We start from the raw sequence: 24,198 nt of genomic DNA on the forward strand, positions 1-24,198 counted from the left end.
ATGAACTCCGTCGTCGAGGTCCGCCACCTCACCAAGACGTACAAGAACACCACCGCACTCAATGACGTCAGTCTGACCATCGACGAGGATTCGATCTACGGCCTGCTCGGTCGCAACGGCGCCGGCAAGACGACGCTCATGTCGATCCTCACAGCCCAGAACTTCGCCACCAGCGGCGACGTCGAAGTCTTCGGAGAAGACCCGTATGAGAACGCCCGCGTGCTCAACCGCATGTGCTTCGTCCGCGAGAGCCAGAAGTACCCAGACGATTCCAACGCCGGACATGCCCTGGCAAACGCCCGCTTGTTCTTCCCCCACTGGGACCAGGATCTCGCCGAACAGCTCGTCGACGACTTCCGCCTGCCGCTGAAGACGATGGTCAGGAAGCTCTCACGTGGTCAGCAGTCAGCCATCGGCGTCATCATCGGCTTGGCCTCACACGCCGAAATCACATTCTTCGATGAGCCCTACCTCGGATTCGACGCCGTGGCCCGCCAGACCTTCTACGACCGACTCATCTCCGACTACGCCGAACACCCGCGCACCGTCGTGCTCTCGAGCCACCTCATCGACGAGGTCGCCGATCTTATCGAGAAGGTCATCGTCATCGACCGCGGCCGCATCATCATGGATGAGACCACCGAGGAGGTCCGCAGCCGTGCCGTCAACGTCGTCGGCGACGCAGATGCGATCAACCGTCTCGCCGTGGGCCGCGAAGTCATCCACCGCGAATCACTCGGCCGGGTCGCCTCGGTGACGATGCTCGGTCACCTCAGCCGCACCGACCGCGAGTTCATCGCCGACGCTAACCTCGACCTCACTCCCGTCTCCCTGCAGCAGCTCATCGTTCGCAGCACACAGACGGACTCCCAACCCGCATCCGACACCGACGTCAGGAGCATGCAGCCATGACCGCCATCGCCGAACACACCGAATCAGCACCGGTTACCCGCCCTAAGAACCGCACCTTCGGCGTCGTCCGTCTCCAGTTCACGAATACGCAGACCTTCGTCTGGGTGCCGCTCCTCGTCCTCGTCGGGATGTGGCTGATCACTCTCATCGTCTACTGGATCATCGCCTCCTCCGGCGTGGACTCGCCGATGTACAGCGGAGGATCGCAGGGACCGCTGTGGTACTTCGCCGTCGTCGGAGCCCAGGCGATGAACCTGACATTCTATTTCTCCCAGGCCATGAGTCTCACCCGCAGGGAGTTCTACCTCGGCTCGCTGCTGGCCGCCGCGATCAGCGCCGTCGGAATCTCCACCGCCTTCGTCCTGCTCGGACTCATCGAACAGTCCACCGAAGGCTACGGCATCAACGGGTACTTCGCCTACCTGCCGTGGGTGTGGGAACACGGACCGTTCGCCGCCGGATTCATCTACTTCGTGCTCACGATGCTGTGGTTCGTGCTCGGTTTCTGGTTCGCGATCGTCAACAAGCGGTTCGGGGCACTCATCCTCACGGCCTCCATCATCGCCATCGTCCTGATCCTGCTGGCCGGTGCTGCTTGGGTAAGCTTCAACCGGGCCTGGCCCGAGGTGTGGATGTGGTTCGCAGATGCGCAAGCGATCGGACTTGCGCTCTGGGCGTTCGGCCTCTCCGTGGTCTTCGCGCTCGGCTCGTACCTCACCCTGCGTCGCCTGACGACGTGATCTGCTGACACCCTCGCCGAGGCGGCCGAACCGTGCCGATGTTCAGCTCAGGACCGCAAGCGCTCCCCCGGCCAGCACCGCTGAGGCGGCGACGGCCGCACCCATCGCTGCCGTCGTCCTCCATCCCATCGCTTTGCCGACCATCACCATCGACGGGATGCTCAGCGCCGGCAGTGCGATGAGCATCGCACCGGTGATGCCGGCGCCGACGCCGAGGGGCAGCAGCGTGAGGATGATCGGGATCTCTCCGCCGGTGGGGATGACCAATAGGGTCGCCACAACCGCCACGATGAGGACGGCACCGGCACCCAATTGGGCTTCGAGCCCGAAGACACCGGTCAGCCACGGTGCGATGAGTCCGATGACGAAGACGAGCGCGAGGTGTTCGGGCACGAGGATGAGGGTGAACCTGGCCAAGGACCGCAGATAGCGCACGGGCAGAGACAGCAGATTCGCCGAGGCGGGTGCGGGCTCCGGTGCCACCTCGGCGGGGCCGTTCACCCACCGTCCGATGAGCGCGGCGGCACCGACCGCGACGAGGAGCGCGAAGACGATGCGTACCGCCATGTACTGCCACGGCAGGACGAGGGCCAAGAAGATGATGACAGCGGGGTTGAGCAGCGGATTGCCCACCCAATAGGCAAGAGCGGCCGAACGGCGCACACCCGAGTCCCGCAGGCCTGCGGCCACCGGTGCCGCACAGCAGGTGCACATCATCGACGGCATCGACAAGGCGGCACCCACGAGGGATTGACCGGTGTGGCTGCGGCGGTTGAGCAGCTTCAGCAGCCAGTCACGCGGCACCAGTGCGTCGATGGCCGCCGCGACGAGCAGTGCCACCAGCAGCGCTTTCCACACGGCGGTGAAGTACACGAGCGTGAAGTCCCACGCCCCCGACAGCGACACCGTGTCCCCCGCGGCGTCGAAGAGAGGAGCACCATCCCACAGCGAGGTCTTGCTCAGCGTCCATGCCTTGTCCCAGTACGGCAGCCATTTCGACCAGCTCAGGCCCACCACGAGCAGCAGTGCGAGCACACCCAGCCCGATCCAATCGGCGGCGCCGAGCCTCTGTGGAGTCCTCACCGGTGCCGAAGGCTGGGTGTGCGTCATCGCGGTAGGTCCTTTGCGCTCATGCCGAAACGGCGGTGAAGCAGGAGAGAGATGGCAGAGGGAACGAGATCAGGAGCTGCGGGAGACGACGGAATCGGCGAAGGCGAACAGCGCCTCCTTCACCCGGCCGTCGGGCAGCGGTGCCAACGCGGCCTTGGACTCCTCGGCCCAGCGGGCCGCCTCGGTGCGGGCCCGCTCGGTCACGGGATGGGCGGCCAGTGCTGCACGCGCAGCTTCCAGGGCCTCATCGGAATCGAGGTCGGCGTCGAGCAGTCGGACCACCTCGGCGGCGGACTCATCACCCTCAGCCGCGGCGGCACGCACATAGAGCACGGGCAGGGTGGGAACGCGTTCGCGCAGATCCGTGCCCGGAGTCTTCCCTGACTCCGATGATGTCGTGGTCAGATCGATGATGTCGTCGGCGAGCTGGAAGGCCACACCGACGCGTTCGCCGAAGACCCGCACGGGTTCGGCCAGGTTCGCATCGGCGCCGGAGAACATGATCCCGAACCGCGCCGAGGTGGCGATGAGCGAACCCGTCTTGTCGGCGAGCACCTGAATGTAGTGTTCGATCTCGTCGGCGCCCTCGGGAGGACCGGCGAATTCGTTGAGCTGACCGAGGACGAGTCGTTCAAAGGTCTCGGCCTGGATGCGCACGGCCTCGGGTCCGAGCTTCGCGGTCACCCCGGAAGCCTTGGAGAAGAGCAGGTCTCCGGTGAGGATCGCCACCGAATTGCCCCACACCTCGTGGGCGGCCTTCGCACCGCGCCGCACGGGAGCATCATCCATGACATCGTCGTGGTACAGCGATGCGAGGTGGATGAGTTCGACGGCGACGGCAGCATCGACGATGTCCTCGTTCTGCGCATCTCCGAGGCGGGCGGTCAGCAGCACGAGGTTCGGGCGGGCGCGTTTTCCGCCGGCGGCCAGCAGATGCTTCGATGTCTCGTCCGGCAGTCTCCGCGTCTGTTCGGTGACCTCGTAGAGACGGGCCTCCACGGTTTCCAACTGAATCGAGATCTCCGCCGCGAGCTGGGCGTCGTCACCGGTGAAGGTGGCCGGAGAGGCTAGGTGGCTCATGTCCTCGTCATTCGTCGTAGTCGTTCTCGGCATGCCGTTGTCCTCGCCCTTGCGCTCAGAGTTCTTCACTGTGGTCTCAGCGTCCTCGTCCCTGCGCTCAGACATTGCTGGTGGCCGGGACGATTCGGGTCAGGGCGGAGATCACCCTGTCGATGAGATCGGCCTCGGAGACCTTCGGGTCGCGGTAGAGGTTCGCCAACAATTTGACGACGAACTCCATCACAACGTCAACACCCATACCGTACTTGATTCCGAACTGCATGAGCGCAGGATGGCCGATGATCGAGGCGAAAACGCGTCCCAATGTGAAGTACCCGCCCAGGGAGTCTCCGAGCAGAGCAGGGTACTCCTCCAACCGGCGACGCATCACGGACTGCGGGTAGCGCGAATATGTGGAGATCACCTCGGCGGCGATGCGCGCGGATTCCAGCGCGTAGTCGATGCCTTCGCCGTTGAACGGGTTGACCATTCCGCCGGAGTCGCCGACGAGCAGCAGACCACGGTGGAAGTGCGGTGTGCGGTTGAAGGCCATCGGCAGGGCCGCGGATTTGATCGGACCCAGCGAGGTGGTTTCGTCAATGCCCCACTCGTGGCCCATGTCCGCGATCCACTGGTTCATCATTCCGCGCAGATCCACGGATTTGAACTGGGGCGAGGAGTCGAGCAGTCCGGCACCGATGTTCACCGTGCCGTCGCCGAGGGGGAAGATCCACCCGTATCCGGGCAGGGTCTCGGATTCCCCGGCCGCATTCGTCGACCGCATCTCCACCCAGGATTCGATGTAGTCATCGGCATGCCGTGGCGTCGTGTGATAGGCGCGGGCGGCGATTCCCATCGGACGGTCGTCGCGCTTCTCCAGCCCCATCGACACGGCCAGGCGGGAGGAGACTCCGTCGGCGGCAATGACGATCGGTGCCCGGAAGTGGGCCTCGGGCCCCACTCGGCGACCGCGGTGATCTGTTCCGGAGGCGTGGACGCCGCGGATCCACCCGTCGTCGCCCACGTCCGGGGACATGGCGCGAACCTGTTCGAAGAGCCGGGCGCCGCTGCGCTGGGCATGACGAGCGAAGGCCTCGTCCATGCTCATCCGTGGGCGGGTCACCCCATAGTTCGGGGTGCCGTCGATCTCGGGCCAGTCGAGTTCGAGCCGGTGGCCACCGCCGATGAGCCGCAGCCCCTTGTTCCTGTGCCAGCCGTCGGATTCCGGCAGGTCCATTCCGAGGTAGCCGGCTTCTTTCACCGCACGCGGGGTCAGGGCGTCGCCGCAGATCTTGTCGCGCGGGAATCCGGACTTCTCCAGGATGATGACCTCGTGCCCGGCTTGGGCGAGGTAGGCGCCGATCGCCGAGCCGGCCGGGCCGGCACCGACGACGACGACTTCGGCATCGAACTCATTCATCGTCAAGGCTGGGTCGGCTCCGTGGCGCCTGCCGCCTCGGTGGGTTTGAGGGCATGGTGGACTGCGACGATTCCGCCGGTGAGGTTGCGGTACTTCACCTGGTCGAAGCCGGCGTCGAGGATCTGGTGGGCGAAGGCGTCCTGGTTCGGCCAGGCACGGATCGACTCGGCCAGGTAGACATAGGCCTCGGGGTTCGACGACACGGCACGGGCCAGCGGCGGCAGGGCTCTCATCAGGTACTCCTTGTACACGAGGCTGAAGGCATCGAGCGTCGGAGTGGAGAATTCGCAGATCACGAGACGTCCGCCGGGCTTGAGCACGCGCAGCATCTCGCTCAGCGCCAGGTCGACATCGTGGACGTTGCGGATGCCGAAGGAGATCGTGACGACGTCGAAGCTCGTATCGGCGAAAGGCAGGTCCATCGCATCGGCGTAGATGAAGTCGATCTGCGGGTGCCGACGGCGTCCCTCGGCGAGCATCCCCGTGGAGATGTCCCCGGCCACCACCTCGGCGCCGTGGTGGGTGAACGTCATCGAGGAGGTGCCGGTGCCGGCAGCCAGGTCGAGCACGCGCTCACCGGGCCCGGCGGCCACGGAATGGGCCACGGTGCGCCTCCAGGCACGGGCGAAGCCCAAGGAGAGGACGTCGTTCGTGAGGTCGTAGCGGGAGGCGACATCGTCGAACATCGACGCGACGTCTGCGGGCTGTTTGTCCAGCTTGGCACGGTTCATGACCATATTCTCTCAACACCTGAACCGGGAGGGCGAATCCAGATCCCTGCTACTCGCGATCCTCAACTAGAATCGTGGCGACATGACTACGACTTTCGGCACTTCCGACATCCTCTCCGCCCCTCCGCGCCTGCATGTGCGGTCCCGTTTCGTCGACGACGTCGATCCCGGGCCCGGCTTCCCCTTCGAATCGGGTCTGCCCACGACCGTGGAGCAGACGCTCGAGTTGCTGCCCACCGACGGCTTCTCCTGCTGGGTCCGTGACACCTCCGGCCTCATCGGCTTCGGCCGCACTCTGCGCATCCGGGCCCGCGGCCCCGAAAGGTTCACCGAACTCTCGGATGCGTGGAAGGCCATCACCGAGGCGGCTGCGGTCGAGGATGAGGTCGATCTGCTCGGTTCCGGACTCATGTGCTTTGCCACGGTCGCCTATTCGGGGGAATCAGCGGTCGATTCGATCATCCATGTCCCCGAATTCGTTCTCGGCCGCCGCGGCGGCCGCGTGTGGCTGACCTCGATCTCGGCGGCCGAGGAGCCTCCTCTGCCGCCGATCCTCCATGCCGAGCCGCTGCAGCGCGTGCACTCGGCCCGGGCCGAGACCGGGGAGCTCGATCCCGACAAGTGGTCCCGGCTCGTCGAACAGGTCGCTGCCATGCTCACTCCGATCGACAACTCGGCGGAGGTGGACGCGTTCTCGGATGATCCGACTCTGCGCAAGATCGTCCTCGCCCGCGACGAAGTCGTCACCACCGAAGAGGACATCGACGTGCGTGCGGTGCTCGGGGCACTCAACCGCAGCTACCCGAGCTGCTGGACCTTCGACATCGCCGGCCTCATCGGGTCGACCCCGGAGCTGCTCATCGGGGTCGAGAACAACAGAGTGACCTCACGAGTGCTGGCCGGAACCTACCGGGTGGAGAACAACCCGATGGAGGAAATGCCGGCGGCTCGGAAGCTGCTGAGCGCGCACAAGGACAGCACCGAACATGCGTTCGCCATCGCCTCCCTGCAGCGCAGTCTGGGTTCGGTCGCCGAGGATGTCACCGTCGATGAGCGCCCTCACCTGCTGCCTTTGGCCAATGTCATCCATTCGGCGTCCGATGCGCAGGCGAACCTCTCCCCCGATTCCGGGCTCACCGCCCTCGACGTCGCCGCATCGGTCCACCCCACTGCCGCCGTCGGCGGCTACCCGCAGGCGAGCGCCGTGGCACACGTCGATGAGCTCGAACCCCTCGACCGCGGCCGCTACTCCGGCCCCGTCGGATGGATGGACGGGCGCGGCAACGGCCAGTTCGGCATCGCCCTGCGCTGCGGCCAGCTCGAGGACCGCAACCGCATCCGACTGTATGCCGGTGCCGGGATCATGCCGGATTCGGATCCCGTCACGGAGGTGGCCGAGACGAACGCGAAGCTGGCTCCGATGCGTCGGGCGCTCGGTCTCGACCGAGACTGACCGTTCACCGGAACTCTCCGGCATTGTCGCGGGCCCGGTCGGCGAAGATGAGAAGAGGTCGACCGGTGAGGCGCTCCGTGTGCCCACGCGGAGCGCAGTTGATTCAGTAGTGATAACGGGCCTGAAGAATCACCAGGTCCTGGTCGTCTGCGAGATAGACCAGTCGGTGCTCTGCGGTGATGCGCCGCGACCACGCGCCCGGCGCTCCGTACTTCAGCTGTTCGGGCTTGCCTATCCCGGAGAACGGTTCACGCAGGCAGGCGTCGATGAGCGTATTGATGCGCTTCAGAGTCTTCCGGTCGGCAGTCTGCCAGTGCTTGTAGTCCTCCCAGGCCGACTCGTCCCAGTCCAGACGCACTCAAGCTTCCTCGTCCGAGCGATCAAGGTCGTGAACCTCAACCTTTCCACCTCGGGCACGGTCGTAGGCATCGAGCAGGCGGCGGGCATTGGCCGGCGAGCGGAAAAGGTAAGCGGTCTCCTGCCAAGCGGCGTACTCGTCGGCCGGCATCAGGACGGCATTGCCCTTGCGAGAGACTATCTCGACTGCATCACGGTCCTCATTCACTCGCTCGATGAGGGGGAACAGGGTCTTGCGCGCCTCGCTTGCGCTGATGGACATGATGACGACCTCCACCTTCGCACGAGTTGTACTCATTTATGGTACCACTATCAGCGTCGAACAGTCACTCAAGCTCCTGAGTGGTCGTGAGTCCCGTCGGCGAAGGCAAGCGCCGGCCGACCCGGGGCTCCGAACCGCGGACGATCCTACTGCTGCTGCGGTACGGTCACCTCGATGATCCGGCGAGCCTGTACGTTTCGCCGTCCGTCGATCTGGCTCAGGGTCGTTTCGAATTCCTCTGCGCTGGTCACCCGTTCGTGGTCCCATCCGTATCCTGCAGCGAAGTCGGCGAAACCGCGACCGTGGGGCACGGTGAAATATCGTTCCAGGAAACCTCCGAGATGGGGCTGGGAATGTTCGAGTCCGGAGAAGATCGCTCCCCCGTCGTCGTTGAGCACGACGATCGTCACCTCCCCGGCATCCTCGGCGCTCGGGGTGAGCAGTCCGCCGATGTCGTGGAGCATGGCGATATCACCGATGAGCAGGACGACCGGCTCCCCCAGACCCAGCGACAGTCCTGTCGCCGTCGAGATCAGTCCGTCGATTCCGGCGAGTCCGCGTGAGGCGTGGATGCGGGCGCGGATGTCGGTGGCGTCGCTGAGATAGCGCACGGAGTTCGAGCTGGCAACGAAGAGAGTGATGTCCTGGGCGGCCAAATGCTCAGTGACCGTCCGTGCGGTCGCCTGGAAATCCCTCGCCGAGGCGGCCTCCGGGTTCTCTCCACTGCCCGGTTCCGGGGACCGTACCGCAGACCTCTCTGTTCGTGCAGCAGCAACCAGGGGCGTCCCGGCGTCGATCCAGGCGCGCACCCAGGTCAGCCCCGAGGCGGCGGCGCCCTGCGTCTCGCCCGCAGCCCTCCCGTCGTCCGCGACGGTCCTCTCGTCGCGGACGGGCAGGTCGAATGCATCGACGGCATCGGGAATGCACTGCACGGTCACGGTTTCGTCGGCGAGCAGCGCGGCGACTGGCCTGGTCAGCGTCGGTTTTCCGTGGACGATGACGGTGCGGATCGCCTCGCGCAGCTCGGGGTGTTCGCTGAGCACACGGGCATGAGCCGGCACGACCGTCGAGGGTTCGGATGATCCGGAAGTCGAGGATTCCTTCGAATCAACAGCGGTGCGGGCCAGAGGACTCGAGGGTTCGGCAAGCACCGGAAGACGGTGAACTTCAGCGAGCGCACGCAACGATTCGGCCGAATGCCCTCCGGCGTCTCCGGCGACGATGACCGTCCCCTCGGTGATCGTGACTTCGACAGACGTCTGCGAATCGTTCCCTGCGCCGATGTCTTCCGTTTCCTTGATGCGGGGCTCGGCATTCGCGACTCGGGTCTCGGCAAGCCCCTTGATCTCGCTGTTCCACGTGTCCAACTCCTCCGGGGTGGGAACCAAGGGGGTGTCGAACTGCACATTGAATTGGACGGGGCCGGCTGCCTCGGTAACGGTGTCCCTGCGTGATCCCAATGCTGCGGCCACGGCGTCTGACATCGCTCGGTGGACCGCCTCCGCAGTGTCGCCGGCGGGGATGTCAAAGCGGGCACGCACATCGCTGAGCACCTGCGACTGGTCGTCGATGGTCTGGTTGGCTCCGGTGCCACGCAGCCGAGCGGGACGATCCGCGGTGAGTGCCAGCAGCGGCAGGTGCCCGTACGAGGCCTCGAGGACGGCGGGATGGAGATTGGCGACGGCCGAGCCGGACGTCGTCACGACCGCCACGGCGGACTCACTGCCGCGCGCACGCAGACCTCGGGACAGGCCGAGGGCGAGGAAGGCGGCATCACGCTCATCGACGCGCACATGAGCGCGGATGAGCCCCGCCTCGGCGAGCGGAGCCAGAGCATAGACCAAGGGGGCGGACCGCGAACCGGGGGCGAAGACGACATCACTGGCCCCGGCATGGACCAGGCTTCGGGCAATCTGCTGCGCCACCGCGCTCGAATTCGACATCACCTGATATTCAACCACCTGACCACCTGTGGTTCACCTCCGCCCTCTAACCTCGAGAAATGCGCCGCTCGTTGATCATTGCGATGGGAGCACGAGCCATCCGCACTCTGACCGCGGCCCGCTCCCATCGCGGACGCTATCCCGCTCGCGACCAGACCACCTCCTTCCTCGGCCCCGAACCCCGTGGCAAGGATGCCCGGACCTGGCATATCAGGGACAAACGGAAACTCTCGCCGAGGCTGCGCGAATTCTTCCTCTACTCCCCCGCGCTCGGGCGCACCGTCGGCGTGCGTGTGCTGCTGCCGGGGATTCCGGCCGAGGTCAGCCCCGTCATCCACCTCTTCCACGGAGGCGGCGATGATTTCCGCTCATGGACGGATTTCGGTTCCGCCGAGGAGCTCACCCTCGACTCCCCGTACCTCGTCGTCATGCCCGACGGCGGGGCAGGAACCTATTCGCGTCTGGCTGTTGGCAGCGAGGTCCACGATTGGCCGCGATTTCATACCGAGGAGATCCCAGCGTTCCTCAAGGCGAACTTCTCCGTCGACTGGGCGCCTGCCGGCCAGCTGGTGGCGGGGCTGTCGATGGGCGGGTACGGGGCGATGAAGTACTCGGCCTGGCATCCCGACAGGTACGGATCGTCCGCCGCGTTCTCCTCTCCTCTGGATCCTCTGTCGACCGTGCCCGCCTTCGACATCATCGCGATGCGCGAAGGCGCGCGATCACTGAGCCTGTTCGGCGATCCCGCTCTCGACCGCAGCGAATGGCTGGCGAATTCCCCATACGCTCTGGCCGAGAACCTCCGCGGCGTCGACCTGTGGTTCAGCGCCGGTTCCGGCAGCCTCGAAGGGGCGAAGGATCGCGACCTGTTGGAGTCGATGATCAGCTCGCAGGGCGAGCGCTTCTCCGCCCGTCTCAACTCCCTCGGCATCCGCCATTCCTGGTTTCCGCGCACCAGCGGCCTGCACAACTGGACCAGCTGGGAACGGGAACTCGGGGCGTGGCTGAAGACCCTCGCCAAGCGGCGCAACTATGCGAGTTCGGATCGCCGTCGGACAGATCGCGTGGCCGATGGCGGACAGTTCACCTTCCTCACCGGCCATGCCCTCTTCGACATCCACGGGTGGCGGGTGGAGATCTCTCGTCGTCGCGCGCAGGTGGTGCGCTTCGATGCCGTCAGCGCCGCCGGCTTCTCTCTGACCGGGACCGGCAGCTTCCGTGTGCGCACTCCCGGTCTCTTCGATCCCGGCCGCCGCTACGACATCAGCGTGTCCGGTCCCAGCGGGGACAATGCCTATCAGCAGAAGGCCGACAAGAAAGGGCGGCTGACATTCACCGGTCGCCTGGCCGCGGCCATGCACGATCCGATCATCCCCGGAAAGCGCACCGCTCACTTCGCCACGCTGGGACAGGACGAGGTGACCACGGTCAGGATCGCCTCGGCGCCGGTCGACGAAGGGCGGTCCACAGTCGATGATCCAGATCAATTGCCCGGAGAAACGACGCATGAGCACGCTGGCGTTTATATTGAGAGCGGTCGCGAATCGGCCGCTGATTCCTCGGAACGCTGACCAGAGAGGCACGCAATGAACCGCATTCTCCTAGCCATCGCTCTCGTCGCCGGACTCTCCCTCGCCGGCTGCACTGGCGGAGGAGGCGAGCCGGACCAAACTGCCGACGGCGGATCCTCGTCGGCCGCCGAGGCTCAGCCGGAAGCCGAGAAGCTCGACGAAGCCCAGCTCAAGGAGATCTTCGAATCGACTCAGGCTGAGGGTCAGTCATTCAAAGAGGGCGGCGCCACCGGCGAAATGGCCAAAGCCCTGGAAAGTTCGAAGTTCGAGCCTGCCAAGTGCAAGGACATCACTCTCAACCTGATCAATTCGAAGCTCGTCCAGGGCGGCACAAGTGTGGCAGGGGCCTCAAACGACAATGTTCTGTCCGCGGGCCTCTCCAGCTTCGACAGCGTCGACGATGCGCAGACGCAGCTCGACGGAACCGAGAAGGTCGCCGAAGAGTGCAGCGATGTGAAGTTGACGACCGCTGGCCTCGAAATGCAGGTGAAGATGAAAGCTTCTGACCCCGATGTGGCCGGAGCCGATGAGACCGCCGGAATCGTCGCCTCAGTCGAAACCGGAGGTCAGACCGCCACCGAGATTCAGTACGTCGCCGCACGTGTCGACAACAGCCTTGTCGCTGTGACAAACGTCGCTGATGTCGAAGAAGCGACAGTGACGAATGCCGCTGACGCTTTCGTCGAGTCTGTGAAGAAAGCCGGCTGACTCAGTTCAGCCCCGGTCCGGTTCAGGCAGAATCGACTCAACCGCGCAGAGCGCTCCAGCAGCTCTGGAGCCGGTCGGCCCACCATGCGAATCGTCCCGGATCCACCGCCAGCTGCTGCAGGCGGTCAGGGTCCGGGACGATTCGCGTGACCGGGATGGCGCCGTCGACCGGAGTCAGGGCCTCGTCCTCGGCGACGACATCGGCGGTGAAGAGGCGCCCGGTGCCCAGACCGCAGGCCACCCGATCACCGAGGATGTCCAGGCTGCGGTCGGTGCGAGGCAGTCTGGCGGCGAGTTCGGCTCCGGCGGCCAGGCCGACGGATGACTCGAGAGCCGAGGACACGACGGCGGGCAGGCCCGAAGCGCCAATGACGTCGAGGGCGGCGCCGATCCCGCCCAGCGGTTGGACCTTGACGATGATGACTTCGGCGGCTCCGAGTTCGGCCACGCGCAGCGGGTCCTCGGCTTTGCGGATGGATTCGTCGGCGGCGATGACGATCGGCAGTCCTCTTCGGGCGAGCTCATCGCGCAGTTCGGCCAGCTGCTCGACCTCGGGCACCGGCTGTTCGAAGTATTGGAGGTCGAACTCGGCAAATGCCTCACAAGCTTGAAGGGCCTCGCTGAGCGTGTATCCGGCATTCGCGTCCAGGCGCAGCGTCGTCTCGGGGCAGAGCCTGCGGAATTCCCGCAGGCGTGTCAGATCCTCGTCGAGGGAGGCGAATCCGTGCTCGGCGACCTTCGCCTTGACGGTGCCGACCCGGTCATAGCGCGACAGGATCGGTGCGACCTGATCGGGTGGACAGGCGGGCAGGGTGCCGTTGACGTCGACGGTCTCACCGCTCGTCCCCGCCTCCGCCACGGCCGGACTGGAACCGCGCACGGGAACGGTGGAGGGGGCCGCCTCGGCGAGGGCGGTTGTCTGCGGGATCAGCCCGGAGAATTCGAGGGAGGCGCGCAGCCACCGGCTGGCCTCCTCGGTGCCGTATTCGACGAAAGGGGAGAACTCCGCCCACCCGGAAGGGCCGGTGAACAGCGCCACTTCCCGCTCCGTGATCCCCCGGAACCGGGTGACCATCGGCAGCCGCACCACATGCAGGTCCTCGATGACCTCATCGAAGCGTTGCGGCAGATCAAGAGGTGCGGCAGCCGGAGCCTCTGAGTCCAATGCGCCAGTGTGCGAACGTGCGAAATCGGCCATGAGCCCAGACTAACCCCGCCGCCCCGGCCAACGCTGCCTGCCGTTCGGAACCTCACCGTCCGCCGCCCGGCCCCGGACCGCACCACAACGACCAAGCGCTAGGCTGGGGCCATGACGGTTTCTGAAATCTTCGACCCTTCTGCCTGGCGCGAAGTCTCCGGGTTCGACTTCACCGATATCACCTACCACCGGGCCATCGACCCTGCCACCGGCAACGACATCGGCTGCGTGCGCATCGCCTTCGACCGTCCAGAGGTCCGCAATGCCTTCCGCCCGCACACCGTCGACGAGCTCTACCGCGCTCTCGACCATGCTCGCCAGACCTCCGACGTCGGCGCCGTGCTGCTCACCGGCAACGGCCCGAGCGAGAAGGACGGCGGTTGGGCCTTCTGCTCCGGCGGCGATCAGCGCATCCGCGGCCGCTCCGGCTACCAGTACGCCTCCGGTGAGACCCGTGAGAGCGTCGATCCGGCTCGTGCCGGCCGCCTCCACATCCTCGAGGTCCAGCGCCTCATCCGCACCATGCCGAAGGTCGTCATCGCCGTCGTCCCCGGCTGGGCAGCCGGCGGAGGCCACAGCCTCCACGTCGTCTGCGATATGACGATCGCCTCACGCGAACACGCGAAGTTCAAGCAGACCGATGCCGATGTCGGCTCCTACGACGCCGGCTACGGTTCCGCCTACCTGGCGAAGATGGTCGGGCAGAAGAAGGCCCGTGAGATCTTCTTCCTGGGCCGCACCTACTCCGCGCAGGAGATGGCCGACATGGGAGCCGTCAATGAAGTCGTCGACCACGCCGATCTCGAGACCGCGGCCCTCCAGATGGCGCGGGAGATCCTGGGCAAGTCACCGAACGCGCAGCGCATGCTCAAGTTCGCCTTCAACCTCGTCGACGACGGGCTGGTCGGCCAGCAGGTCTTCGCCGGAGAAGCCACCCGACTTGGCTATATGACCGACGAGGCGGTCGAGGGTCGCGACGCCTTCCTCGAAAAGCGCGATCCCGACTGGTCGCCGTTCCCCTGGTACTACTGAGCGGCCGGTTCCCACAACTGTGTACATGCGCGAACTCAGCCCTCACGAGCTGCCCGAGGCGATTGATCGGGCACTGACCAGGACCTCGATCCTCATCCTCCCCTCGGATCGGGACGGTGCCGTCACCGAGGTGTCCCCCGGCAAGTGGGCAGGACCTGTTCCCGCTCCGGCTCTCATCCTCTTCACCTCAGGGTCGACAGGAAAGGCGAAAGCGGTGGCGTTGTCAGCTGACGCGCTGACAACCTCGGCCCGGGCGACCGAACGGTTCCTCTCCGGGCCGGGTGACTGGCATCTGTGCCTGCCGGTCAACCACATCGCCGGGTTCCAAGTCGAGCTGCGCGCCCGCCTGGCGGGCCGCGCCCCGGTCAGGGCCGCCGCGGCGAGGTTCACCGCCCAGTCCTTCGCCGCCGAGGCCACGACTCTGCTGGAACGGGCGGGCGACCGACCGACGTACACCTCGCTCGTGCCCACCCAGCTCCACCGCATCCTCGAGGACGACGCGGCGACAGCTGCAGCCGCACGGATCACGCACATCCTCCTCGGCGGGGCGGCGATCTCACCGTCCCTGCTCGAGCGCGCCGAGGCCGCGGGCCTGGCGATCGTGCGGACCTACGGGATGAGCGAGACGGCGGGCGGCTGCGTCTATGACGGGGCTCCGTTCGACGGGGTCGACGTCACCATCACCGAGGCGGGGACGATCGATCTGAGCGGCCCGGTCATCGCCGACGGCTACGTCGAGATCGGCGCCGACGGAGCGATCACACCGGTCGAGTCCCCCGCCCTCACCGTCGACGAGGCGGGACGGCGGATCATGCACACCAGCGATCTGGGTCGGATCGATTCCGGTGTGCTCAGCGTGCTCGGTCGAGCCGACGACATCATCGTCTCCGGCGGCACGAACGTCTCCCCGCATGCCCTGGAGTCCGGCCTGCTGCCGAGCTGGCAGAAGGCGGGAATAGAGGAGATGCTTGTGACCTGGGTGCCCGACGAGGAATGGGGCAGACGGATCGTCGCGCTCGTCCGCCTCGCCGACGGCGGAGGTGGTGTCGGAGCCGAGGATCCACAAGAATCGGCACAGAAGCTCAACGCCCTCGATCACGGGATGACCGGGCAGCTGCTGCCGCAGCTCGTCTTCCCAGTCGCTGAGATTCCGAACCGGTCGATCGGCAAACCCGATCGCCAGGCGGCGGCCCGCATCGCCGCCGATCTCATCGCGCGTGATGCGAATACCCATACCGGTGAACTACCGGTAACATGAGACGGCTCCACAATTCGACAGGAAGGTGAGCGAGGACTATGGCTGATGCCGCCCAGTGGATTTCTGGAGCTCGACTGCGAACTCTGCCCCTGGCTCTCGCACCCGTCCTCATCGGAACCGGCGCCGCGATCGGATCGCTCGGCGGATTCACCGCCTTCATCCTCGACGACATCTCGGGCAAGGACGACCACGTCAGCTTCGGACAGATCCTGCTGCGCGGATTCCTCGCTCTCCTCGTCTCCCTGTGCCTGCAGATCGGCTCGAACTACGCCAACGACTATTCCGATGGCATCCGCGGCACCGATGACGAACGCGTCGGACCGGTCCGGCTGACCGCAACCGGGCTGGCCGAACCTCACGAGGTCAAACGGGCCGCCTTCATCTTCTTCGGCCTGGCCGGAGTCGCGGGCATCGTGCTCATCCTCATCTCACAGGCCTGGTGGTTCCTCATCGTCGGGGCCGCCGCCGTCGCCGCCGCCTGGTTCTACACCGGGGGCAAACGACCGTACGGCTATATGGGCCTCGGCGAGGTCTTCGTGTTCGTGTTCTTCGGACTCGTGGCGACCTTGGGCACGATGTGGATGCAGGTCGGCCACCTCACCTTGAGCGGCTGGGCCGGTGCCGTGGCAATCGGATCACTGGCCTCGGCTGTGCTCATGGTCAACAACCTCCGCGATATCCCGACAGACATCGAGGCAGGCAAGATCACTCTGGCCGTGAGGATGGGCGACAATGCCGCACGCATCGCCTATGCGGTGCTCGTGCTGCTGCCGTTCGCGCTGCTGGCGCTGGCGATCCTCGACGGACATCCGGCCGTGGCCTTGGCGATCCTCGCCCTCGTCCCAGCACTCAACCCACTCAAGACGGTGCTCAGCGGCACAACGGGCCCTGGCCTGATTCCGCCGATCAAATCCACCGGATTGACCGGTTTGGCCTTCTCCGCACTGATGGGTCTCGGTCTGGCGCTCTGAGGCATTTCAGTGCTGACGCCTGGTGTTCCAAGGCTCAGTCGCCTGGCGTTCCAAGGCTCAGCGCGCTGAAAGGCCCCGGCTCATTCGGATCTGAGCCGCCTCAGCCGAGCCGCAGCTCATTAGGCTGAGCCACAAGTTCATTTGGACTGGTCGCCGTCTTCTCCGAGGCGCTCCTCGACGATCTCATCTTCTGCAGCTTCATCGGCGCCGACGCGCTTGGGCTTGGAGGCTCGCTTGGCGACCTTTGCTTCGATCTCGGTCGCTGCTTGGGCGCGCATCTTACCGAGCAAGAGGTAGCTCAGCAGCGCGCCGATGATGATGGCGGCGATCGCCATGACGAGATTGAAGCCGAGGAACGGGAACAGAACGAGGCCAGCGGCGATGATGAGGCCGAAGCGAGCGAGTGTGTAGAGCCAGAAGGTGCGCATTGAACTCATTTTAGCCTCCGATCGTGACAGTCTTGTCACCGCTCGCTGGAGGCCGCGCTCAGGTTGGTGGACTATCCTTGTTGCATGGCTCGACTACTCATTGCCGCGATCGTCCTGGCGGCAGCGGTGACACTGTACGGACTCTTCGATTGCCTGTTGCGCGATCGGGGTCTGATTCGGGTCCTGCCCAAACCTGTATGGGCACTCGTCATCCTCTTCATTCCCGTCCTCGGGTTCATCCTCTGGTATCTGTTCGGACGCGGTTCGGAAGACAAGCCCACCCGCGGCACCCGCCCTCGCGGTCAGGTCGCCCCGGATGATGATCCAGACTATCTGCGACAGGTCGATCGCGAACTCAAGCTCGGCAAGCATGCGCCTCCGGCTCAGGACAACGACGAGAAGAAGCCTCCGCGCGATGATTCTGCCAAGCCGGATGATGACAGCGATCCCGCGGATTCCTCCGCTGATACGTCAGCCGACTCCGACGACCGGGGCACCAAGGGCGACGGCCACGGCCGTCCGAACTGATTTCCCCTTTCGCACCGCCGCTGTTCGACGACGGCATCGACACCGCAGGTGCGTTGCCACTCTGCGATCCAGCGAGAAGGCACACTTTTCTCTGAACGGCTCACCGAGGAACGTGGTGATTTCAGAGCAGCCCGAGCCGAAACTGTCGTCCGCCGCCTGATCACGGCATCGAACCAGCACGCTGACGGCCCAGTCTGAGGCGGAGAGCCCAGTTTCAAACATGGGCTCTCCGCCTCAGACTGGGCCGTCAGCAGTTATCGCGCCCGGTGCAGGCGGTGGCTCCCGGTGCTGGACGTCAGAGCGGCCTTGAGAGCGGCCCAGCGCTTCAGTCGAGCCCGGAGTACGAGTGCAGGCCGTTGAAGTACATGTTCACGACGGTGAAGTTGAAGATCACCGAGGCGATGCCGATGAGGTTGAGCACGGCCACCTTCGTCGGGCCCCAACCGCGAGTCGCACGTGCGTGCAGGTACGCGGCGTAGATGACCCAGACGACGAACGTCCAGATCTCCTTCGAATCCCAGCCCCAGTAACGGCTCCAGGCCACTTCGGCCCAGATGGCCCCGGCGATGAGCGTGAACGTCCAGGTGATGAAGCCGACTGCCGCGATCCGGTAGGAGATCCGCTCGAGGTCGGTGCTCGAGGGCAGACGATGCAGGAACCGCAGCCACTTCGGATCCTTGGTCTCGTGCACGCTCTTCAGGATCTGGAATACCGCCAGGATCGCAGAGATGTAGAGGAGTGAGGTCGAGAGGATCGCGATCGGCACGTGGATGGCGATCCAGTACGAATCCAGCGCCGGGATGAGCTTCGCGGCAGGCGTGTAGAAGACGGTGATCGCCAGTCCCAGGCACAGCAGCACTCCCCCGGAGACGAACGTCCCCAGATAGCGCACGTCCTTCTTCGTCAGCACGACGAGGAAGACGATTACGGTGATCGCGGTGGCGGTGAGGACATACTCCATCATGTTGCCCCACGGCACACGGGAGACAGACAGGGCACGGGTGAGAACCCCGCCGACGTGCAGCAACATGGCGAGCACGAGCAGCGAAGTGCCGATGCGGGCACCGCGGTGCATGTTCTTCCGGGACGACTTCACCGTCGCGGAGTCGTCGTCGCCGGGCCGGTCGAGGACGGCAGTCGTCGCCGTCTTCCGGTTCGTCCGCCGCACCGTGGTGGCCTTGGCCGAGGTGGCGACCTCGGCTTCGGAGGTCTTGAGCTCACGCGCACCGAAAAGGTCGAAGGCGTAGAAGATCATGGCGACGGCGTAGACGATCATCGCCGAGATGATCAGCTGGTTCGACCACATTGCGAGGTCAGTGTTGACGTCCATTCATCCTCCGCACCGCTGAAGTGCTCTTCTGTCGCAGGTTGCTGCTGCCAGACTCTCTGTCTGACCATATGTCGGTGCGCGCCCTGCCGACTCCGCGACGAAGCCACCGGCGACGCGCACTCCGCGGCTATTCTACTCCGCGTAGTACTTCGGGTTCATCTTTCGTCATCGTCACCGTGCTGACCCTCATCGGGTTCCGGATCACGCAGGTCCTTGACCAGGCCGTCGACGGCGCGTTCGACCATCGGATCCTCACCGCGGGCCAGAGCGGCCACCTCGGCGTCGCCGTTCTTGATCCGCACCCATACGCGTCGGCGGGGAATGAACAGGGACAGGCCGAGCCCAGCCAAGACGAGGATCGCGCTGATGAGCATGAGGGCCTGTGTCGGGTCCTGGGAGATGTCGACGGCGATGTACTTCTTGACTCCGTCGAAGGTCACCGAACCGCCGTTGGGCAGCTTCTGCGTGTCCCCCTCGGCGAGCTGGATGACGAGCGGATTGCCCGACTCGTCGGTCATCTCCGTCATGTTCTCCGCGTCGAGGGAGTACACGGACTGCGGGACTCCGGAATCGAGGCCGAGGTCGCCGGTGTACCCGCTCATCACGAGGTACGGGTTGCGCAGCTCGGCGAAGCTCGAGATCAGCTCCCCGTCCTCATTCTGCGCGGCCGTCGGCAGGAACACGCCGACGAACCCCATCTGCGTGCCGGCCGAGTCCGGGACCTTGATGACGCCCTCGGAGGTGTATCCGGGGTCCCCGCCGTCCGGGATGAACACCTGCGGACCGGACTGGACGATATCGCCCTTCGCATCACGCACGGTCACCTCGGGGGCGTAGCCGTTTCCGGTCAGGTAGACGCCGACGCCGCCCACGCGCACCGGCTCGTTGACCTTGAGCAGGTGCGATTCGGTCGTCCCGTCCGCCGTCGTCGTCACCTGCGCATCGAAGGTGCGCGGCTGACCGAACTGGTTGCCCGCCGCCTGATCGTCGAAGGTGGAGGTGAAGGAATCGAGCTTGAGCCGGAAATCAGGCAGATTGTCGGCATCGTAGTAGGAGCCGGGTTCGAAGGAATCGTAGGAGACCAGCGAATTCGAGAACGTCTCCCCCTCGACGAGGATGCGCTGACCTTCATAGCCGAACAGCGATCCGATCGCCATCGTCAGGGTTGCCATGAGCAGCGCGATGTGGAAGACGAGGTTGCCAGTCTCGCGGAGATAGCCGCGTTCGGCGGCGATGTGATCGGACTGCCGGTTGATGCGGTACCCCGACTTCTTCAGCCGAGCCTCCGCCGCGTCGAGGAACGCCTCATCCGCATCCTCACGGGTCTCTGCGTCTGCCTGCGCCGAGGTGAAGGCGGCGTATCCGGGCATCCGGGACAGCCGCCTCGGTGCTTTGGGCGGGGACGAGCGCATCGCCTTCCAGTGCTGCTTCGTCCGCGGGATGATGCAGCCGACGAGGGAGATCATCAGCAGGAGGTAGATCGCGGAGAACCAGACCGAGGAGTAGACGTCGAACATCTGGATCGTGTCGAGGAACTGCCCCCAGGCACCATTGTTCTCCAGGAAGGTGTTCACCCGGCCCGGGTCCTGGATCCGCTGCGGCAGCAGAGATCCGGGGATCGCGGCGAGCGCGAGGATGAGCAGGAGGATCAGTGCCACACGCATCGTCGTCAGCTGGGTCCAGGCCCACCGGCACATACCGATGAACCCGAGCTGCGGCTGGTTCACGGTCGACTTCGCGGCAGGCTTGTCTCCCTGCTTCGCCGTCGTCTTCGCACCCGATTTCGACTGCGTCTTCTCCGAGCCTTCGGTTGAGCCCGCCACTAGATCACCACTTCGAATCCATTGATGAGACCTTGCAGAGAGGTCATCCACATGTTCCATACGCCGCTGGCCATGAGTACACCGAGGATGATGAGCATGATGCCCCCGGCCCGCACGATCCCGGTCTGATGCTTCCGCACCCAGACGAGTCGTCCCGCGCCCTTGTGGATCGCCAGCGCCAGGAGGATGAACGGGATGCCCAGGCCCAGACAGTAGACGAAGGCCAGCAGCGCTCCGCGCCAGATCATCCCGTCACCGCCGAAGCTCACCGACATGCTCAGCACAGCCGACAGGGTCGGGCCGACACAGGGTGCCCACCCGAGGGCGAAGGTCGCCCCGAGCACCGGTGCGCCCCAGAGTCCGGCCTTCGGTCTGGCACGGATGCGACGTTCGTTCTGCAGCAGACCGAATCCGCCCATGAACACGAAACCGGCGAGGATGACGATGACGCCGAGGACGCGGAGGATGACCGACTGCCATTGGGAGAACAGCGCTCCCAGCGCGGAGAAGCTGGTTCCCAGCAGCACGAAGACGACGGTGAAGCCGAGGACGAACAGGCTGATGCCCACGACCACTCGCCACGTCTGCTTGTCCCTCAGCGAAGAACCGGACAGCCCGGTGACGTACCCGACATAGCCGGGAACCAGGGGCAGCACACATGGTGAGGCGAACGAGATGAGTCCGGCCAGCGCCGCTGCGCCGGCAGCCAGCAGCAGCGGTCCGGAGAGGACGGTCTGGGCGAAGTCCGCCCCGAGGCCACTCACTCGGCCAGCACGTCCTCGATGAGTCCCTTGAGAGTCGAGGCATCGATCTCACCGACGACCCTGGCCGCGGCCCGGCCCTTCGCGTCGAGGACCACCGTCGACGGGGTGGCCTGCGGGGGCAGGACTCCGGAGAGCAGAGACACCATCTCACCGTTCGAATCGAGCATGTTCGGGTACGGCACCTGGTAGTTCTGGATGAACGCGTTGGCCGCAGCCTCTTGGTCGCGGACGTTGACGCCGATGAACTGGGCCTTGTCCCCGAATTCCTCGGACACGGACTTCAGGTCCGGGGCTTCTTTCCGGCACGGCGGGCATGCCGCGTACCAGAGGTTGACGACCACCGGGGTGGGACGCAGATCGGCCAGAGACATGGACTTCTCGTCGAGGGTCTCGAAGCTCAGATCGAGGGGTTCGCCGCGGTCCTCGGCCGCCACCTGCGAGACGACTCCCGAGCCGGAGACGTACCCCTGGTCGGATCCGGCCTGATCGGCCAGCTCATCGTTCTCGCTGCAGGCGCTGAGCGCCAGGGCCGTTCCGGCGGCGACCGCCGAGGTGAAGAGGGCCCGACGGTTGAGGGAATGGCGTCCGAAACTCATGCTCCCGCCACCGCGGTGCCCGGCTGCAGATCGGCACAGATGCTCTCATAACTCACGGACACCAGTGTGGAGGAATCGAATGTGAAACTGGTGATAGAAGCCAGGTCACATTCGCGTCTGCGCGGGTCGTGGACGAGTGAGCGTCCCTCCCCCGACAGGCGGCTCATCCAGATCGGCAGCTGGTGGGAGACGATGACTCCTTCGGCGTCCGGACCGTGGCGGTCGAGCTTGGCTCTCAGACTGGCCATCGCGGCCCGCATGCGCAGCACGATCTGTTTGTACGGCTCTCCCCAGGACGGGGTGAGCGGGTTGTAGAGGCGCACCAGGTTCTTCGGCTCCGCCAACCGACGCACGCCCAGCTTCTGTCCCTCGAAGGAATTCGCCGCCTCGATGACCCGATCGTCGTCGAACACCGGCAGGTCGAGGGACTTCGACAGCGGACGAATCGTCTGCTGTGCCCGCAGCAGCGGGGAGGCGACGAGTTCGACGGGGCGAGTGGGCGCGGCATGGAAGTGCTCGGCCACGCGCAAAGCCATCTCGTGTCCGCGCTCGGTGAGACCGAAATGGGGCAGACGTCCGTAGAGGATGCCGTCGGGGTTGTCGACTTCGCCGTGGCGGACGAGGTGGATGGTGGTCATGACTGCGCCTTCCCGGCCTCCGGAACCTCGGCCGCAGCCTTGGCCGCCGCCGGCAGGGCGCTGATGATCCGGTCGAGGATCTCATCGGTGTGGGCGTAGGACAGGAACCAGGCTTCGAACGCGCTCGGGGGCATATGGATGCCCTGATCGAGCATGGCGTTGAAGAAGGCGGTGTAGCGGCCGACGTTCTGAGCCCGTGCCTGCTCGTAGTTCGTCACGTCGGTATCGGTGAAGAACACGGAGAACATCGAGTTCGCCGACTGGATGACGTGGGCAACGCCCTCGGCTTCCAGGCTGGCAGCGACGGCCGGGCGCAGAATATCCGCGGCACGACCGATGTGCGAGTACACGTCGAGTTCGGTCGTCAGCTTGAGCGTGGCCAGTCCGGCAGCGGTGGCCACCGGATTGCCCGAGAGCGTCCCAGCCTGGTAGACGGGGCCGGATGGGGCGAGGTGGGCCATGATCTCGGCGCGACCGCCGAAGGCCGCCGCCGGGAAGCCGCCGCCCATGACCTTGCCGAAGGTGAACAGGTCGGCCGGTCCCTCTGGGTAGCCGAGAGTCTCGGACTCATAGCCGTACCAACCGGCGGCGGAGACGCGGAAACCGGTCATCACTTCGTCGCTGATCATCAGCGCACCGTGTTCCTTGGTCAGCCGGCGGATGGTGTTCGTGAAACCGTCGCGGGGAGGCACGACGCCCATATTGCCGGGGCTGGCCTCGGTGATGACGCAGGCGATGTCCTCCCCGTGTTCGGCGAAGACGGCTTCGAGACCGGCGGCGTCGTTGTAGTCGACGACGATCGTGTCCTGTGCCTGGGCGCCGGTGACTCCGGGGGTGTCGGGCAGAGAGAACGTGGCCAGTCCGGAGCCGGCCTGGGCCAGCAGCGAGTCGACGTGACCGTGGTAGCAGCCGGCGAACTTCACGACCTTGGACCGTCCCGTGTAACCGCGGGCCAGACGGATCGCCGACATGGTGGCCTCGGTGCCCGAGGACACGAGGCGCACCTGGTCGACCGGATCGACGCGACGCACGATCTCCTCGGCGAGTTCGACCTCACCGGTCGACGGGGTGCCGAAGGAGAATCCCTTGACGGCGGCTTCTTGGACGGCGGCGACGACCTCGGGGCGAGAGTGGCCCATGATCATCGGGCCCCAGGACCCGATGAGGTCGATGTAGTCGTTGCCGTCGGCGTCGCGCAGCCACGCACCGGTCGCCTCGGTGATGAAACGGGGGGTGCCGCCGACGGCCTTGAACGCGCGGACCGGGGAGTTCACTCCGCCGGGGATGACCGCCTCGGCGCGGGTGAAGAGGGCGGCGGACCGATCGGTGGTGTGACCGTTCGTCTCTGCTGTCGTCATGGTTCTCC

At 65.5% G+C, this 24,198-nt stretch carries 24 protein-coding genes; 9 read left to right on the forward strand and 15 right to left on the reverse strand.

The window, feature by feature from the left end:
- Both BI49514_RS12105 and BI49514_RS12110 read left to right on the forward strand, forming a co-directional pair.
- Positions 1–912 (forward strand): ABC transporter ATP-binding protein, encoded by a 912-nt coding sequence (locus BI49514_RS12105; protein WP_101546784.1) that lies wholly within the window; start codon positions 1–3, stop codon positions 910–912.
- Positions 909–1,652, forward strand: a complete 744-nt coding sequence (locus BI49514_RS12110; RefSeq protein WP_101546785.1) for a hypothetical protein — start codon at positions 909–911, stop codon at positions 1,650–1,652. Before BI49514_RS12105 ends, BI49514_RS12110 begins: the two co-directional genes overlap by 4 nt.
- Before the next feature lie 42 nt (positions 1,653–1,694).
- On the opposite strand, the gene BI49514_RS12115 is transcribed toward BI49514_RS12110, so the two are convergent.
- From BI49514_RS12115 to BI49514_RS12130, 4 genes are all read right to left on the reverse strand, one after another.
- Positions 1,695–2,762 carry a permease gene (locus BI49514_RS12115; protein ID WP_101546786.1) on the reverse strand — a complete coding sequence of 356 codons (1,068 nt, stop codon included), beginning with the start codon at positions 2,760–2,762 and terminating at the stop codon, positions 1,695–1,697.
- Positions 2,763–2,831: 69 nt separating this feature from the next.
- On the reverse strand, positions 2,832–3,842 hold the full coding sequence (locus tag BI49514_RS12120; protein WP_101546816.1) for a polyprenyl synthetase family protein: 1,011 nt from the start codon (positions 3,840–3,842) through the stop codon (positions 2,832–2,834).
- A gap of 97 nt (positions 3,843–3,939) precedes the next feature.
- Positions 3,940–5,241, reverse strand: coding sequence for a geranylgeranyl reductase family protein (locus tag BI49514_RS12125; protein WP_101546787.1), 1,302 nt, complete (start codon positions 5,239–5,241; stop codon positions 3,940–3,942).
- A 2-nt stretch (positions 5,242–5,243) separates the two neighbouring features.
- Positions 5,244–5,972: a demethylmenaquinone methyltransferase gene (locus tag BI49514_RS12130; RefSeq protein ID WP_101546817.1), complete on the reverse strand. Its 729-nt coding sequence runs from the start codon at positions 5,970–5,972 to the stop codon at positions 5,244–5,246.
- 82 nt (positions 5,973–6,054) lie between these two features.
- Between BI49514_RS12130 and BI49514_RS12135 the strand changes: the two genes are divergently transcribed.
- Entirely contained in the window at positions 6,055–7,425 is a 1,371-nt protein-coding gene (locus tag BI49514_RS12135; RefSeq protein WP_101546788.1) for an isochorismate synthase, read from the forward strand.
- 103 nt (positions 7,426–7,528) lie between these two features.
- Here BI49514_RS12135 and BI49514_RS12140 read toward each other — a convergent pair whose 3' ends face one another.
- The 3 genes from BI49514_RS12140 to menD form a co-directional block, all read right to left on the reverse strand.
- On the reverse strand, positions 7,529–7,783 hold the full coding sequence (locus tag BI49514_RS12140) for a Txe/YoeB family addiction module toxin (RefSeq protein WP_101546789.1): 255 nt from the start codon (positions 7,781–7,783) through the stop codon (positions 7,529–7,531).
- Positions 7,784–8,044, reverse strand: coding sequence for a type II toxin-antitoxin system Phd/YefM family antitoxin (locus BI49514_RS12145; protein WP_101546818.1), 261 nt, complete (start codon positions 8,042–8,044; stop codon positions 7,784–7,786).
- A gap of 146 nt (positions 8,045–8,190) precedes the next feature.
- Entirely contained in the window at positions 8,191–9,987 is a 1,797-nt protein-coding gene (gene menD, locus BI49514_RS12150; protein ID WP_244195036.1) for a 2-succinyl-5-enolpyruvyl-6-hydroxy-3-cyclohexene-1-carboxylic-acid synthase, read from the reverse strand.
- A gap of 59 nt (positions 9,988–10,046) precedes the next feature.
- On the opposite strand from menD, the gene BI49514_RS12155 reads away from it, so the two are divergent.
- Together BI49514_RS12155 and BI49514_RS12160 are read left to right on the forward strand one after the other, a co-directional pair.
- On the forward strand, positions 10,047–11,558 hold the full coding sequence (locus tag BI49514_RS12155) for an alpha/beta hydrolase (RefSeq protein ID WP_101546790.1): 1,512 nt from the start codon (positions 10,047–10,049) through the stop codon (positions 11,556–11,558).
- A gap of 15 nt (positions 11,559–11,573) precedes the next feature.
- On the forward strand, positions 11,574–12,266 hold the full coding sequence (locus tag BI49514_RS12160; RefSeq protein ID WP_101546791.1) for a hypothetical protein: 693 nt from the start codon (positions 11,574–11,576) through the stop codon (positions 12,264–12,266).
- Positions 12,267–12,303: 37 nt separating this feature from the next.
- On the opposite strand, the gene BI49514_RS12165 is transcribed toward BI49514_RS12160, so the two are convergent.
- Entirely contained in the window at positions 12,304–13,464 is a 1,161-nt protein-coding gene (locus BI49514_RS12165; protein WP_101546792.1) for an o-succinylbenzoate synthase, read from the reverse strand.
- A 111-nt stretch (positions 13,465–13,575) separates the two neighbouring features.
- On the opposite strand from BI49514_RS12165, the gene BI49514_RS12170 reads away from it, so the two are divergent.
- From BI49514_RS12170 to BI49514_RS12180, 3 genes are read left to right on the forward strand one after another with little or no spacing between them, the layout of a single operon-like run.
- Complete coding sequence (locus tag BI49514_RS12170; protein ID WP_101546793.1) at positions 13,576–14,496, forward strand: 1,4-dihydroxy-2-naphthoyl-CoA synthase; 921 nt, start codon at positions 13,576–13,578, stop codon at positions 14,494–14,496.
- A 25-nt stretch (positions 14,497–14,521) separates the two neighbouring features.
- A complete protein-coding gene (locus BI49514_RS12175) occupies positions 14,522–15,754 on the forward strand; it encodes an AMP-binding protein (RefSeq protein WP_101546794.1) in 1,233 nt (410 codons plus the stop codon).
- A 38-nt stretch (positions 15,755–15,792) separates the two neighbouring features.
- Positions 15,793–16,725 (forward strand): 1,4-dihydroxy-2-naphthoate polyprenyltransferase, encoded by a 933-nt coding sequence (locus BI49514_RS12180; protein WP_101546795.1) that lies wholly within the window; start codon positions 15,793–15,795, stop codon positions 16,723–16,725.
- A gap of 137 nt (positions 16,726–16,862) precedes the next feature.
- Here the strand turns inward: BI49514_RS12180 and BI49514_RS12185 are convergent, their stop codons facing one another.
- On the reverse strand, positions 16,863–17,153 hold the full coding sequence (locus BI49514_RS12185; RefSeq protein WP_101546796.1) for a DUF4229 domain-containing protein: 291 nt from the start codon (positions 17,151–17,153) through the stop codon (positions 16,863–16,865).
- 84 nt (positions 17,154–17,237) lie between these two features.
- Here BI49514_RS12185 and BI49514_RS12190 point away from each other — a divergent pair, with 84 nt between their 5' ends.
- Entirely contained in the window at positions 17,238–17,681 is a 444-nt protein-coding gene (locus BI49514_RS12190; RefSeq protein ID WP_101546797.1) for a PLD nuclease N-terminal domain-containing protein, read from the forward strand.
- Between the two features lie 325 nt (positions 17,682–18,006).
- On the opposite strand, the gene ccsB is transcribed toward BI49514_RS12190, so the two are convergent.
- The 6 genes from ccsB to hemL all read right to left on the reverse strand — a co-directional run bounded on the left by ccsB (position 18,007) and on the right by hemL (position 24,190).
- On the reverse strand, positions 18,007–19,011 hold the full coding sequence (ccsB, locus tag BI49514_RS12195; RefSeq protein WP_101546798.1) for a c-type cytochrome biogenesis protein CcsB: 1,005 nt from the start codon (positions 19,009–19,011) through the stop codon (positions 18,007–18,009).
- Positions 19,012–19,166: 155 nt separating this feature from the next.
- Entirely contained in the window at positions 19,167–20,834 is a 1,668-nt protein-coding gene (resB, locus tag BI49514_RS12200) for a cytochrome c biogenesis protein ResB (RefSeq protein ID WP_244195035.1), read from the reverse strand.
- Positions 20,834–21,598, reverse strand: a complete 765-nt coding sequence (locus BI49514_RS12205; RefSeq protein WP_101546799.1) for a cytochrome c biogenesis CcdA family protein — start codon at positions 21,596–21,598, stop codon at positions 20,834–20,836. The genes resB and BI49514_RS12205 overlap by 1 nt, the downstream gene beginning before the upstream one ends.
- Complete coding sequence (locus tag BI49514_RS12210; RefSeq protein WP_101546800.1) at positions 21,595–22,194, reverse strand: TlpA family protein disulfide reductase; 600 nt, start codon at positions 22,192–22,194, stop codon at positions 21,595–21,597. Before BI49514_RS12210 ends, BI49514_RS12205 begins: the two co-directional genes overlap by 4 nt.
- Positions 22,191–22,832, reverse strand: coding sequence for a histidine phosphatase family protein (locus BI49514_RS12215; RefSeq protein WP_101546801.1), 642 nt, complete (start codon positions 22,830–22,832; stop codon positions 22,191–22,193). Before BI49514_RS12215 ends, BI49514_RS12210 begins: the two co-directional genes overlap by 4 nt.
- The gene (hemL, locus tag BI49514_RS12220) at positions 22,829–24,190 is read right to left on the reverse strand and encodes a glutamate-1-semialdehyde 2,1-aminomutase (RefSeq protein ID WP_101546802.1); all 1,362 of its coding nucleotides are present in this window, start codon (positions 24,188–24,190) and stop codon (positions 22,829–22,831) included. The genes BI49514_RS12215 and hemL overlap by 4 nt, the downstream gene beginning before the upstream one ends.
- Between the last annotated feature and the right edge of the window lie 8 nt (positions 24,191–24,198).

The sequence above is a fragment of the Brevibacterium iodinum ATCC 49514 genome (assembly GCF_900169265.1).
GTDB lineage: Bacteria > Actinomycetota > Actinomycetes > Actinomycetales > Brevibacteriaceae > Brevibacterium > Brevibacterium iodinum.